The 14,003-nt window shown below is 44.5% G+C and carries 7 protein-coding genes, 1 tRNA gene and 1 rRNA gene; 6 read left to right on the plus strand and 3 right to left on the minus strand.

Annotation, left to right across the window (positions count from 1 at the left end):
• Nucleotides 1–40: 40 nt before the first annotated feature.
• Both rrf and Q397_RS0114350 read left to right on the plus strand, forming a co-directional pair.
• Nucleotides 41–155, plus strand: a 5S ribosomal RNA gene (gene rrf, locus Q397_RS0114345).
• Nucleotides 156–245: 90 nt separating this feature from the next.
• Nucleotides 246–322 (plus strand) — tRNA-Met (locus tag Q397_RS0114350).
• Between the two features lie 412 nt (nucleotides 323–734).
• On the opposite strand, the gene Q397_RS0114355 is transcribed toward Q397_RS0114350, so the two are convergent.
• On the minus strand, nucleotides 735–1,571 hold the full coding sequence (locus Q397_RS0114355) for a hypothetical protein (RefSeq protein WP_028880002.1): 837 nt from the start codon (nucleotides 1,569–1,571) through the stop codon (nucleotides 735–737).
• A gap of 503 nt (nucleotides 1,572–2,074) precedes the next feature.
• On the opposite strand from Q397_RS0114355, the gene Q397_RS24315 reads away from it, so the two are divergent.
• Together Q397_RS24315 and Q397_RS0114365 are read left to right on the plus strand one after the other, a co-directional pair.
• A complete protein-coding gene (locus Q397_RS24315; RefSeq protein ID WP_028880003.1) occupies nucleotides 2,075–8,431 on the plus strand; it encodes a type I polyketide synthase in 6,357 nt (2,118 codons plus the stop codon).
• Nucleotides 8,432–8,449: 18 nt separating this feature from the next.
• Complete coding sequence (locus tag Q397_RS0114365) at nucleotides 8,450–9,769, plus strand: aminotransferase class I/II-fold pyridoxal phosphate-dependent enzyme (RefSeq protein WP_028880004.1); 1,320 nt, start codon at nucleotides 8,450–8,452, stop codon at nucleotides 9,767–9,769.
• Between the two features lie 43 nt (nucleotides 9,770–9,812).
• Here Q397_RS0114365 and Q397_RS0114370 read toward each other — a convergent pair whose 3' ends face one another.
• The gene (locus Q397_RS0114370) at nucleotides 9,813–10,841 is read right to left on the minus strand and encodes a fatty acid desaturase family protein (protein WP_028880005.1); all 1,029 of its coding nucleotides are present in this window, start codon (nucleotides 10,839–10,841) and stop codon (nucleotides 9,813–9,815) included.
• Between the two features lie 107 nt (nucleotides 10,842–10,948).
• On the opposite strand from Q397_RS0114370, the gene Q397_RS0114375 reads away from it, so the two are divergent.
• The gene (locus tag Q397_RS0114375; RefSeq protein ID WP_028880006.1) at nucleotides 10,949–11,725 is read left to right on the plus strand and encodes an SDR family NAD(P)-dependent oxidoreductase; all 777 of its coding nucleotides are present in this window, start codon (nucleotides 10,949–10,951) and stop codon (nucleotides 11,723–11,725) included.
• A 26-nt stretch (nucleotides 11,726–11,751) separates the two neighbouring features.
• The gene (locus tag Q397_RS0114380; RefSeq protein ID WP_028880007.1) at nucleotides 11,752–12,537 is read left to right on the plus strand and encodes a sulfotransferase family protein; all 786 of its coding nucleotides are present in this window, start codon (nucleotides 11,752–11,754) and stop codon (nucleotides 12,535–12,537) included.
• 6 nt (nucleotides 12,538–12,543) lie between these two features.
• Here Q397_RS0114380 and Q397_RS0114385 read toward each other — a convergent pair whose 3' ends face one another.
• Nucleotides 12,544–13,974, minus strand: a complete 1,431-nt coding sequence (locus tag Q397_RS0114385; protein WP_156950738.1) for a hypothetical protein — start codon at nucleotides 13,972–13,974, stop codon at nucleotides 12,544–12,546.
• Between the last annotated feature and the right edge of the window lie 29 nt (nucleotides 13,975–14,003).

Below are 14,003 nucleotides of genomic sequence, written 5' to 3' on the forward strand. Positions count from 1 at the left end.
AAGTATAATACACGAAGATAATCTTACTCATTTTAGATGGCCTGGTGGTTATGGCACGTGGCAAACACCCGATCCCATCCCGAACTCGGCCGTGAAAACATGTTGCGCTGATGGTACTTCGTCTTAAGACGCGGGAGAGTAAGTCGCTGCCAGGCCTTCTAAAATGAGTAAGTCTTAACCTACACAATCGTTACAAAAATAGCCGCCCCTCAAAAGGCGGCTTTAGTCTTTCTAAAAGACACCAACGCGGGGTGGAGCAGCCCGGTAGCTCGTCAGGCTCATAACCTGAAGGTCGTCAGTTCAAATCTGGCCCCCGCAACCAAAATCAAAACGGTCCTGTCCTTTATGGCAGGGCCGTTTTGATTTTTATTGCTGGGGGATCCAGTTTGATCTGCGCAAGATGCGCTGAAAAGCGCAGATTGCAACAGTTCGGCCAAAGGCAACGACGCAGCAAGCGCAGCGAGCGAGTACGGTAAATCTGGCCCCTAAGACCGTGAAAGCAATAAAACCAGCTATACGGCTGGTTTTTAATATCTCTGGCGAACGAAAACTAGCCTCTGTCCCCGCCCTGCGCCTAGATCTAATCGTCCGTTTGATTCGGAATAATTCATAAAGGGATGAGAAGATAAAACGGGAAGAGACTTGCTGCCTAAAAAGCAGGGAACCAAAACTAAAAGAGAAATAAAATTTCGTGTGTCTCTCCGTTGTTTTCTGTGTGTTCCCGTTACTTTTATCTACGGTTCGTCTAAATACGGAGGAGTCCTGCGTTCGTTAATACCTAGCATAGGGTTTCTTTTTTCATTTTCCTCGATCAGATTTGGATACAGTCCCTTGCTGAATAGCTTTTCCATTGCGGAGATTTGGCTTGGTTTTAATTTGGATTTTAAATTTTCAATATGATTGGTGACATTTGCCCCTTCCCATTCAGCATTCAAATACCAAAAATATGATTTCGAATAAGATTGAGGCAGTTTTTTACCTTCTAAATAGGCTTTAGCTAATTCAAGCATCGCGGGACGATAGTTGAGTTGAGCGCGATCAAAAACATAATTTAAAACATATTCATAATCAGCAAGGTTTTCGGGCTTTGGCGAGTTCTCAAAATAATAGTCGTATGTATCGTGTCTGCTTTCCATTTTTTCCGCCCGATGAGCGAGCATGAAACTTAATCTATAACTTGCTTCACTTTCGGATATTTTTCGGATTTCTTCAGGTGGTTGCCACAAGATTTGAACACACCAATCTTTTGCAACTTTTAAGTCAGACATAAAAAGGGGACTTGAGTTGTTATCAGAGAAATATTTCTCATGAGCGCGGATATATTGTGCTGAATATGTCAGGACAAACGCTTTAAGAAAGTTTGAAATGCTGATTTTTTGTTCGCATGGGATTTCTTCTGCATAAAGAGGAAGGATAGCAGAAATCCCGGGGTGGGGAACTTTCAGACTGTACTCAGACAGCGTAATTGTACTGAAATCAGGGGCTGCATTAACCGTAGTTTGGGCCTTGCTATCAGCCAAGAAGGCAAGGTTAAATAACCTAACAATCAAAAAAACAAATAGTCTATACATAATTTAAACCCAATAACAGAATGGTCCCGTCCCTATAAAGTGGAGAGTACTTTCTGTTAGACTAAGATCCGCAGCAAGTACTTATGAAATCTAAAAAATTAGATGTGCTTAAATGTAAGTGGTCCAGCTTACATTAACCTGTGGATTGTCTCTGTAGCAAGCGCCCGAATATTGCTTGCAGGGCTTGCGTTTGCGAATGCGGAAAGTCTTGTGCGCTTCTTTTTGGGAAATGCTCGGTTTTGATCTCATCTTTATTTTCCTAAGTCACTACTGATGAGATCAAGCGCTCAGCAGTGATTTAGGGGAAGCAGAGACGTGCGTTAAACCAAACATGATCGGCGTACAGTTAATGTCTCTCAAAAATGACATTAATTATCAAAAATAAAACTTTTAATAATGTACCCTATGCGGTTTAATGCGCTAACTAATTATTTCACCACTATTATTTAATTATTTTGTCCCTATCCTTAAACAGCTAGAAATTAAAAGAAATAATATCCATTATGATAAAAGACAGCGCTAAACTTTCCACAAACGATACCTCAAAAAGTCGAGAACCCATCGCCATTGTTGGCATTGGTTGTCGGTACCCAGGCGGTGCCAATACGCCTGCGAAGTTTTGGGAATTTTTGCTAGATGGGAAAGATGGCTTTTGTGACATCCCGCAAGATCGCTGGGATTTAGAGAGATTTAATGATAGTGACCCTAACATTGAGGGGACGGCAAGACCTAAGCAGGCGGCCTTATTGAGTGATATAGACGTTAAAGGTTTTGATGCTCAATTTTTTGGCTTTTCCTCTCGTGAGGCAGAGTGCCTTGACCCTCAACAGCGTTTGTTGATGCAGGTTGCTTGGGAAGCTTTTGAGGATGCGAATATTCGACCCTCTGACTGGGCTAAACGTCTGATCGGTGTTTATGTCGGTGGCTTCACGTCCGATAATCTTATCATGACGAGTTCGTCGGAAAACTATTTGAAGATAGATCAATCCTCGGCCAGTAGTAGCACCTTGGTGATGCTGTCAAATCGACTGTCTTACTTTTTTGATTTTAAAGGGCCTTCTTTAACCATCGATACGGCCTGTTCCTCTTCACTTGTCGCCCTGAATTATGCCTGTCAAGATATATGGAATGGGAACACGGAAGCTGCCTTGGTTGGCGGGGCGAATGCGATACTTTTTCCAGCTCTTTCCATTAGCATGTCTAAAGGTGGCTACTTGTCACCAGACTCTCGCTCCAAGGCGTTTGATTGCAACGCCAATGGGTACGCCCGAGGTGAAGGGGCTGGTGTCATCATTTTGAAGCCTCTCTCCCAAGCGATTGCAGATGGTGACCGGATCTATTCTCAAATTGTTGCAACAGGTGTAAATCAAGATGGCCGATCTGCAGGCATTGCCTCACCCAACGGTTCGGCGCAGCGCCATCTTATAAAATCTGTGTTGGCAAGCAACCATATTAACCCCAATGACATTGTCTTGATTGAAGCGCACGGCACTGGCACTGCTGTTGGCGACCCAACAGAAGTCTCGGCTCTTTCTGAAGCTTTAGGACCGCGCGAGGACGGCCAGTCTCGTTACATTTCATCGGTAAAGGGGAATATTGGTCATCAAGAAGCCGGTGCGGGTGTTGCAGGTATTATTAAAACGGCGTTGGCGCTTCATCGCGATTGTGTTCCACAGCAAGCAAGCTTTAACGAACTCAATCCGGCACTGGATCTACAGACCTCTCATCTAAATATTGCACACAAAACAGAAGCTCTCTGCCAGCAAGAAGCTGCCAAGTTAGCTTGTGTAAATTCTTTTGGCTATGGGGGGACGAATGCCCATGCTGTTTTGAGCGCTCATACAACACAGTATGAGCCAGAAGTCGCCGGGCCTTTTGCCCAAGAGACGCTTCTGCTTTTTAGTGCAAAATCGCCGGCAGCGGTGAAAACAGAAATTTCCTCAATTGTTAACTTTCTAACAGAAAACCCTCAGGTTCATATCGCTGATCTCGCACATACACTGGCTTGTGGACGTGAAGCACATGATTTCCGCTTGTCGACTTATGCGACGGATCGTGTTTCTGCCTTGGCAGGCCTTGAACAGGCCCTTGAACAACTTGATCAAGGCAACCTTAATCTGGAAAGAATAAACGCATCATCAGAAAAAAATATAGTTTTTGTTTATACGGGTATGGGGCCACAGTGGTGGGGGATGGGGCACGATCTATACAAGACGAATCCTATCTTCCGCGAAGCTGTCATAGAAGCCGATACGGCTTTTAAATCCTTTTCGGGCTGGTCTATTTTAGAGGAGATGTTGAAAGAGAAATCACTCTCTCGGATGGCGCAAAATGAAATTGCGCAACCCGCAAATCTGATTCTCCAACACGGCTTGACAGTTCTGTTACAGCATTGGGGCATTCGTCCGACAGCTATTATCGGCCATAGTGTCGGCGAAGTCGGCGCTGCGCTTGCTGCTGGGGCGCTTACCTTGACACAAGCAGCCGAGATCGCTTTTCATCGCAGCCGCCTGCAGCAGAAAAAAGCCGGGCAGGGCCGTATGCTCGCGACAGGATTGGATCTGGAGACCGCATGTTCAATTGTTGAAATTTACGGCGATCATGTTTCTATTGGTGCGATTAATAGCGCGTCTTCTATCGCCCTTGCTGGGGATGAAACGACCCTGCGTGTCATCATGGAAGAATTAGACAGCCAAGGTATTTTTAATAAACTTATCCATGGGGAAGTCGCTTATCACAGTCATCAAATGGATGACCTCAAAGAAGAGCTGTATGCAAGTCTCGGGCATGTGAAACCGTCTTGTCCAAAGGTGCGGCTGTTCTCAACAGCTTATGGGCGCGAGATCGTTTCAGCGGAACATGATGTGGATTATTGGTGGGCGAATGTGCGCCAATCGGTTCTGTTTGACGATGCCTTGAAAGATATGGCAGAGGCGGGGTTTGATAATTTTATAGAAATTGGGCCCCACCCGGTATTGAGCAGTGCGGTTAAGCAAGTTTTTTCAAAGCTGAAGGATGTGAAACCTGTAACAATTTTTTCTTCGTTATCTCGGAATACGCCAGAGACCGAGAGGCTCTTGAACCTTGTTTCGGATTTGTGGAAAAGTAAGCAAATTTCTGATTTTTCAAAGATACTTCCCGGTACGAAAATCTCAATCCCTAGCTATCCTTGGCAACAGGAACGTCTATGGCGTGAAAGCCGGAGTTCGCTTGCATTTCGCACGGGCAAGCGCGTTCACCCACTGTTGGGAAGAAGAACAACGGACCTTCCTGTCACATGGGAAAACGTCTTAAAGAGTGACGCACTACAATGTTTTAAAGACCATATTGTGGATGGCAAAGAGATATTTCCCGGCGCGGGTTATATGGAGATCTTTCTGGCCGCCGTGCAGGATTTGCACGCAGGATCGGGCTTTGGACTGTGTGACGTTAAATTTGAAAACCTCCTACATCTTCCTGAAAAAGGAAGTCTGGAAATCCGAACCGTCTGTCATGAAGATGATCTTTTGATTTATGCTAGAGAAATCAAAAATGACGACCTTTGGCAACTGTATGCCCGGGCATGTATTGTGCGCCAGACGCGAACCACTGCGACAAAGCACAGCAGGGGCTACAACACAGGGAAAGTAGATCATTATGATAAAGCGGGAGCATATGATAAACTGCATCTGATGGGGTTGAATTATGGGATGGATTTTCAGCCGATCCACGTTGCAGAGATTTCAGAGGATCATGTTGAAGGCCGATTGAAATTAAAAGACGGGATATGGCATGATCTACGATTAATGACGCATCCTGCTTTGATTGATGGTGGCCTGCAGTTGCTGGCGTTATGCAGTTCTGATACGAATTCACCGCCAGTTCCCGTTAAAATAGGGCAAGTAACGGTATATCAAGCCTTTCCAGCGGATGACAGTGCAGTCATAGTAATGGGCGAAATTCAGGAAGATAACACGGCAACGCTTCGTTTTAGTACAGAAGAGGGAAGCATTGTGTTGCTTCTTGAACGTATTGAAATGAAACATATTCCCCGTCAGCTCAGCCACCAGAAAGAAGATCATTTTCTTCACCACTTCGATTGGGTCGAACATATGGGAACGGCTGAAACTGTTGCTGTATCCCCACTGAAAGACGTGAACAGTGATCGTCCTGTATCGGAAGAAATCAAAAAATACTGGCCAGCGGAGCAGACTACGGGCGCAGCCCCTCTTCATTTGTTTATTAGTCAATCTGATTTAGAACCCAGTGTCAGTGAAGTCACAGACTTTATCTCTTTTATTAATGCCGTTGAACGAGAAGCATCTGAAGACAAAATCATTTTAATTACGACAGGAGCCTGGCGCCTTGAGCCAACAGATCTGCCATCACCCGGACAAGCGGCGCTTTGGGGTGTTGCGCGCACGACACGGCAAGAAAAGCCGAAAATAAAGATTGTCTCTGTTGATTTAGCGCATGGTTTTCAGAATTGGGAGACTTTAGCGCAGCTGTTGGCTGACCTTCCTGATCATGGTGAATATGCGGTGCGCGGTGGTCAAGTTTTTAAACATATTTTGAAGCAACAGAACAATAATGATGATGTTCCGAATTTACCTGTGCCGAACAATGAAAATTTCCTAAGTAAACTCGCAACGCGTGAGCGTGGCGGTTTTGCCGGGTTGCATTATAAAGGGGAAGTTCGACGCGCCCCCGACCCTGATGAGATTGAAGTTGAAGTTGCTTATAGCGCGATTAATTTTAAAGATATTTTGAAAGTACTCTCGCGTTTGACGGATCAGACGTTGAAGGGCACATTTTTTCAAAAAAGCTTAGGGATGGAGTCAAGTGGCACTGTCGTTCAGGCAGGTGCAAATACGGACTTTAGGGTTGGCGAACGTATTGTTTTTGGGTGTCGTTTCGGGTCGTTGCAATCACATGTTACATTCAATCCAAAAGATGCGTTGATTTATCGTTGGGGGGACCTCCCTCTGAGTTTAGAAGAACTCGCAACAATCCCAATTGCATTTACAAGCGCTTTTTATGGCTTGAACAAGGTTGCTCAGCTGAAAAAAGACGAAACTGTCTTGTTGCATTCTGCGGCAGGAGGGGTCGGGCATGCGGCCATAAATGTTGCACGACAAATCGGTGCAACGATTATCGCGACGGCAGGTACACAAGAAAAACGGGATTATTTGCGTAAGCTCGGCATTGAACATATTTTCAATTCCCGAAATCTTGATTTTGAACAAAATGTTTTAGAGGTAACGCAGGGCAAGGGCGTTGATGTTATTTTAAACTTCCTACCTGAGGCTTTACTTCATGCGAACCTTCGTATCCTGAAACCTTTTGGAAGGTTAATCGAGCTTGGTAAAGCCGATATTGGGACAAATAAAGGGCTGCCCCTGGGAGAGTTTGAGCGGAATCTTAGTTTTACAGCTATTGATATTGACCATATGTTAGCTGTGCGCCCTGATATTTTTTATCACACGATTGATGATATGAAGGTTTATTTTAAGAGCGAGGAATACAAACCTTTACCCACGATCGTTACCCCCGCAAATGATGTGATTTTAGCCTTTAAAAAAATGGCAGAAGGGAATCATATTGGTAAATGTCTTCTTGATTTTACACAACCAGTCCCGCATGTGACTTTTCCTGCGCCCGACAGCGGATTGATAAAACCGAACGCAACGTACGTTATAACGGGTGGCACCAACGGGTTTGGTCTGGAATGTGCTAAATGGCTTCAGAAGCAGGGCGCGCAACATATTGTTTTGTTGTCTCGTTCTGCACGTGCCGAGGGGGATGTAAAAGAACTTGAAGGGCTATTACAGAAAGCGGACGGTTCTCTGACTTTGTGTGCCTGCGATGTTGGTAACATGCAAGAAACCAAGGCTACATTTGAAAAGATTGTAGCCACTTTGCCGCCTGTGGCGGGGATCTTTCATGCCGCTGCTGTTTTAAGAGACGGTCCGATGACTGTCTTGACAGCTGACATGATTGAAGAAAGTCTCCATGCAAAAGCGATGGGGGGCTATAACCTCCATATGATCAGCTTAGCTTTAGATCTCCCTCTCGAACATTTTGTCTTTTTCTCTTCTATCAGCGCAATGGTCGGCAATGCGGGGCAAGCAAGTTATGGTGCTGCAAATGTCTATTTAGATGCTTTGGCAGACTATCGACGCCGTCAGGGACTTGCGGGGAGTTCCATCGCTTGGGGACCTATCGGCGAGGTTGGAATGGTCGCTCGTGATGCTCAGGTGTCTCGTATGTTGGCTCATAAAGGTATTGCACCTCTTAGTTTGGCTGAGGCCTTTGATAATTTTTACAACATTTTATCTTTTGGGCACTGTCACACGGGCTGTTTCAATGTGGATTGGGACAAGTGGCAAAAGGCGCATGCCACCTCTCATGAGTTTGATCCTGTCTTTGGACTCTTTAAGGTCGCTGAAGAGTCGAAACAAGGTCATACTCTGATCAAGCGCTTGCTTAGCGCGAACCCGACAGATCATGAGAGTTTGCTCTGTCAACATTTGGCGGAAACCTTGGCGCATGTGCTGCATATTGACCAAAATCTGGTGGCATTGGACAAACCCATTTCTGAGCTCGGTGTTGACTCCCTTATGAGTATTGAATTCCAACTTTCATTGGAAGCGGAAATGGGGAATTTGAATATCCCCCTTCAGCTTGATATCCAAAAAACGCTCAAAGAACTGGCACTTTCGATACTTTCTACGTTGAATGAACATGGTGCTTTAAGCGAAGACACTATTGATTTATCCGATAGGGATGAGCCGATACATGAGATTGATGTAGATGGCCTGTCTGATGATGAGGTTGAACGCATGTTAGCCGAACTCTTAAGCCATACAGATGCGCATTAAAATTTAAAAAGGTGAAAAATGTCACAAGAATCCGGTGCAACGGCAGACCCATCCGAAGCGAAACGCAGGCTTTTGGCTGAATTGCTAAATAAAAAGAAAACTGTTTCCAAGCCAGATGTCCCATCGATCACCCAACAAATGGAGAAGCCGTCTCTAGAAGAAGGTGCGCAACAGTTATCTGATCAGTTTGCGTGGCTTGAGGGGATGGGGCAGGCTAATCCATATTTTCGGACGCTTGAAGGTATACCAACTCCCGTGATCTATTCTGAAGGCCGGGAGATTATTAATTATGCCAACTATAATTATTTAGGTCTTTGTGGAGATCAAAGAGTTACAGATGCCGCTAAAAACGCATTGGATAAGTATGGCACCTCGGTGAGTGCAAGCCGGATTGCATCCGGGGAACGTACCCTTCATCAACGTTTGGAAAGTCAGGTTGCCAATTTAATTGGGCAAGAAGATGCACTTGCCCTCGTCGGTGGCTTTACGACAAATGCCAGTGTCATTGGGCATATATGCGGTCCGCAAGACCTGATCATATATGATAGCTATATTCATCGGAGCGCCCTTGAGGGAGCCTGTCTGGCCGGTTCACGTTCCATACCTTTTCCACATAATAACCTTGTGGCGTTGGAAGATTTACTGTCAGAACACCGTCAGAAGTACCGTCAATGCCTCGTTATCGTGGAAGGCTTGTATAGTATGGATGGCGATATTGTTGATTTACCAAAGGTCATTGAGCTGAAAAGCCGTTTCAACGCGCTGCTTTTCGTTGATGAAGCTCATTCTTTGGGTGTCCTTGGCGCGTCGGGGCGGGGGATTACTGAACATTTTAACGTCAATCCGAAAGAAATCGACCTGTGGATGGGCACGTTTAGTAAGACATTGGCCAGTTGTGGGGGCGCCATCGCAGGACGCCATGAGATCATCAGATATTTGCGTTATTCCACACCGGGATTTGTTTACAGTGTTGGGCTTTCTCCGGCAAATGCAGCAGCGACGCTTACAGCCATCACGCTTATGCTCAAAGAGCCGGAGCGCGTGAGACGTCTTCAACACAATAGTCAGTTATTTTGGAACCTATGCAGAGAGGCGGGTTTAAATACAGGCCCATGTGAAGGGTATGCTGTTGTGCCTGTGATTGTCGGGAGCCCCGAAAAGAGTATTGCCATTTCAAATGCGTTATTTGAAAAAGGCATCAATGTTCAACCGATTTTCTATCCTGCTGTCGCCAAAAATGAAGCCCGCATCAGATTTTTCATTACATCTGAGCATACGGAAGAACAAATATATTCAACGATTTCTTCCTTAACGGATTGTATTGGAAATACTGATTAGGGCCGGTTTTGTTCGAAAAATACTCTTTTTGTACATCTGCCAATTATTGTTTGTTTTTTAGAGTGGCATACAAAAGTTGTTTAAAAGCTCCCCAGTAATGAGCTTGATTGACGTTTCGATAGGGCGAATGAGAGGGGAGCTCACGTAACAGTTTTTGGTGTGCTTTTGTCAAATTATGATAGGGCAAATTGGGGAATAAATGATGTAAGGCATGATAGCGCATTCCCACTGGTGCCCAAAGGTGAACCCACAGTTTGCCTTGATCAAAATTTAAACTGTCACTGACTTGCTTGTCAAAATCATAGGGGCCTTTGGTCAGGGCAAAACGGTGCGAAGTTACGGCGCGAAAATTGTTAAGGGTAAAGGCAAAAATGGCAGCGACTAGAAGGTGTGCGAAAAAAGGCCAGGGTATCCAGCCCGCAATAGTCAATCCAATCCAAGAAAGACAGCTGAGGGCGGATAATGCTTCGACACAGCGCCAGGTGAGCAATTTGGTTTTATTTGTCGGCTTTCTTCGTCGATACCGATTGTGAATAGTTGCACCAGATCCTTGCTCATCTAAAAAAGTTCGCACCGGACGGATGAAATAGGATAAGGGCACAAGAATTGATTGCCGGACAATGAGCACGAAAGGCATGTAGAGGCCACTGGAGAGATACAAAAGTAAGACGCTGATAGGCGACGTCGTATAGAAATCATATTCAGGGTCTTGATCCGTGGCATATCGTTCACGGGCATGATGGTCGTGATGTGATTCGAAAATATAGGATGGCATCAATAAGGGGATACCTAATGCACAGTTCCAAAAAATTGATAAGCCAGGGACCGTATTTTTCTTTAAATGTGTAATTTCGTGGACAAAAAGCATGCCACGATACAATGAAAAAATAGAAATAAGTTCAAATACACATTTCAGGAGGAAGTCGTCATATGTAAAAGATAGAAAAAGGCTTGACCAAAAAAGGAGGATTGTCCCAACTAGGTCTAGCCAGTAAACCCATGGGTTTGGTGTTTCAAATTCTTTAATTAAACGATACGCAAATTGAATATCTGTCTTAGTAAAAGACGTCATTCTTACCCCAGTCGATATTAATTGATTAAAAAAACATGCCTACTCAGTGCTGTGTGCACGACTATAGTATATATATTTTAAATTAGATAAAAATATTTGGGTGTCATATGTTAATTCCAAAATCAATCCTGATCACGGGTGCAACGAGTGGAATCGGTGCTGAACTCGCGAAGCAATATAGTGACCGAGGTGTTCACCTTTATTTATGTGCGCGTCGTGAAGATTTGTTGACCGAAATTGCCATGGTCTGTCGTGAAAAAGGCGCCACAGTCTCGGTGTTTCCGTGTGACGTTACTGATCGTGCAAAAATGCGAGATTGGATACTGGCATGTGATCAAAAGACACCACTAGATTTGGTCATCGCGAATGCGGGTCTTGGTGGTGCTGAGAGTTTAGCTGGTGAATTTGGTGAGCCGGAAGAGGTTGTACGGAAGTTATTTGCTGTAAATTGCGACGGTGTTCTCAATACAGTTGAACCGATCAAACCGGTAATGGTTGAACGAAAACAGGGGCAAATTGCGATTGTGAGTTCGCTAGCCTCTTATTTCGGTTTACCTGACAGTCCTGCTTATTGTGCATCAAAGGCTGCCGCCCGTATTTATGGTGAAGCCTTACGCCCGGTTTTAAAACCTCATGGGGTGGCCGTTAATGTGATCTGTCCAGGTTTTGTTAAAACACCAATGAGTGACCAGCTACCCTTCTCCCTGCCGTTTTTGTTAAGTGTTGAGAAAAGTGTCACCATCATGCGTAAACGCTTGGCAAAAAACCATGCACGCATCTCTTTTCCGGCTCCTTTAGCGTTTGGGAGTTGGTTTGGCATGATCCTGCCGGCCTCCATTTCAGGTACCATCATGGGCTACTTTCGTAAATTTCCGAAAGCTTAGTAATCCGTTTTAATGAAAGATCAGACATGAAGATTGTTACCGGCTGCATGCGTAGCGGCACGTCATTCGTTTGTAATGTGTTAGAAAAACTTGGCGGTGATTTTGGTTCAGCCAGCGAGCTTTTGAGTGCGGATGAATGGAATATCAAAGGCTACTTCGAAAATAGGAAAGTTAATTTATTAAACCATGAACTTCTTTTTGGTCGGTGGGCATCTTCTGAACTTTGGGTCGACCATATGTGGCCGAAAGATCGAAGGATCAAATTGCGGAAACTTGCGAATTTGGTTTTTGCGCCAGTTGCGACACGCGCCGGTACGATCGAAAAAAGAACAAAAGACAACGCAACACATATTCGTGACCTGAGTCACGATCTGTCAGGTATGATCGTAAAAGACCCCCGATTTTCCTTTGTTCTAAAGGGATGGGAAGAGTATGGGGAGGTTGAGGGTGTGCTATATTGTGTGAGGCACCCTTGGGAGGTTGCGCATTCAGTAAGCCGTCAAACAGGCTTGCCGATCGTCTTAACTTATTTAGCGTGGCGTGACGCGGTTACAAGGTTTTGGGCAAACCCACCGAAGGAGCCTGTCTATATCGTTGAATATAATAATTTTTTCAAACCCGACTTGGTGGAAGCAGAAATGAAAACATTATTTGCTTTCTTGGGGCGTGATTTTTCCTCGGGTGATGCTGCGGATGTTTTAGACAGTGTTCTGGACAAAAATATGTATTCAAGTGTCGCAAAGAATAAAAAAATGCCAACCTACATTAACCGATTATATGAGGACGTATTGGCGCGAAAACAGCAAGGTTGACGGTCATTAAAACTTACGAACAAACCCAACCGTTATGGCGTCATTTTCAGCCCAACGTCCGAACGGTGAACCATTTTTGCCATCAAAAAAAATTCCACGTAAGTAATAATAACTGTTGTCATCGTATTTATATTCGAAGTTCACATTCTGTGAATTATCGCCATCAATTAAATTATAAACAGAGCCGACTTTAAAAGTATAGTCGGAATCATAGACGAGTTTCAGCGTTAAAGAGATGGTGTTTCTAAACGGGCGGGTTTCCTCAGATGGTTTTGTATAAAGTGAATTTTTGGGCTCATTGATGACGCGTTCACGACCATACTCAATCGTTGGTGAGATTTCATCCAAGCCAATGCGAGCTGCATAATTTGTCTCTTTATAGGTAACACCCGCTATGGTTCGTATGACGTCATCGTCCTTTCCATTAAGCACATCTTGAAGCAAGAATTCGCCAAAATATTTGGTGTTATCTTTTGTGAGGGCGATGCCACCATAAGCGCTATGGGCTGTGGGATATAATTTAAAGTCTTCTCGTGCGAGAGCAAAGTTTACGATGCTAAATTCAGATCGAACGACGGGGTAGGGGCTGGGGCCCCGGTGCAAGCCGAGGGTGAAATCATATCCATCACGCACACCATCATATTGTAAAGCAATGCCCCAGTCTTTGGGTTTTGAGCTGCGATATTGTGGTGTTAATTCACCGACGGTTCCCGCAAAATCACTGTCGCCACTGCTTCCACGCCAACGTGAGTCTTTTGGCACACTGCCGCCTTTGTCATCAAAAGGCAGGACAGCAAGCGAGATTTGATCTTCATAATCGACCAGTTCATCTAGGTAAAAGGTACCTTTCGCTTGCCATGCACCCATCTTAACTAAATGAAGCGGGTTGGCAGCATTGCTGACATTGAAACGATCAAGCACAGAATAGGTTTCAGCATATTTAAGCTGTGTCTGTGCTTTTCCGATTAAGAGATCATAAGAATCATATTCAAAAATAATATTGGCAGTATTTATATCGAAGAAACGACTAAATTCGCTTTCATTATCAATACGAGAGAATGCAGAGCGATTAATATTAGGGACGCTCAAAAGTGCATCAGCCGATAGATTCAGAATGACCCCATCTTTAAGGTCGGCCTGTGTTTCTATGTTAAGTCTATTGAACCATGAAAGCGGTCGTGTGTCAGTTGCGACACCTTGGCCTTTTGCGGGCGAGTCAGTGAAGAAGTCAAGATAACTTTCCAGTTGAAACTGCGTATTGTCGATAAGGTCGTTCACCCCCTCAGCTTGTGCGGGTAATGTTATGTTAAATGACAGATAACAAGTCAGTATCACAAATTTAAAGTGTTGTTGAAGTAACGGCGATGAACGTGGGGTGATTCTAAGCATTGAATTTTTTTGCCATACATTAGGAATATTTTTGATATTCTCAGCCAATCACCTGTTTTGCAAATAAAAAATATTAT

This window comes from Terasakiella pusilla DSM 6293 (genome assembly GCF_000688235.1).
Classification (GTDB): Bacteria; Pseudomonadota; Alphaproteobacteria; order Rhodospirillales; family Terasakiellaceae; genus Terasakiella; species Terasakiella pusilla.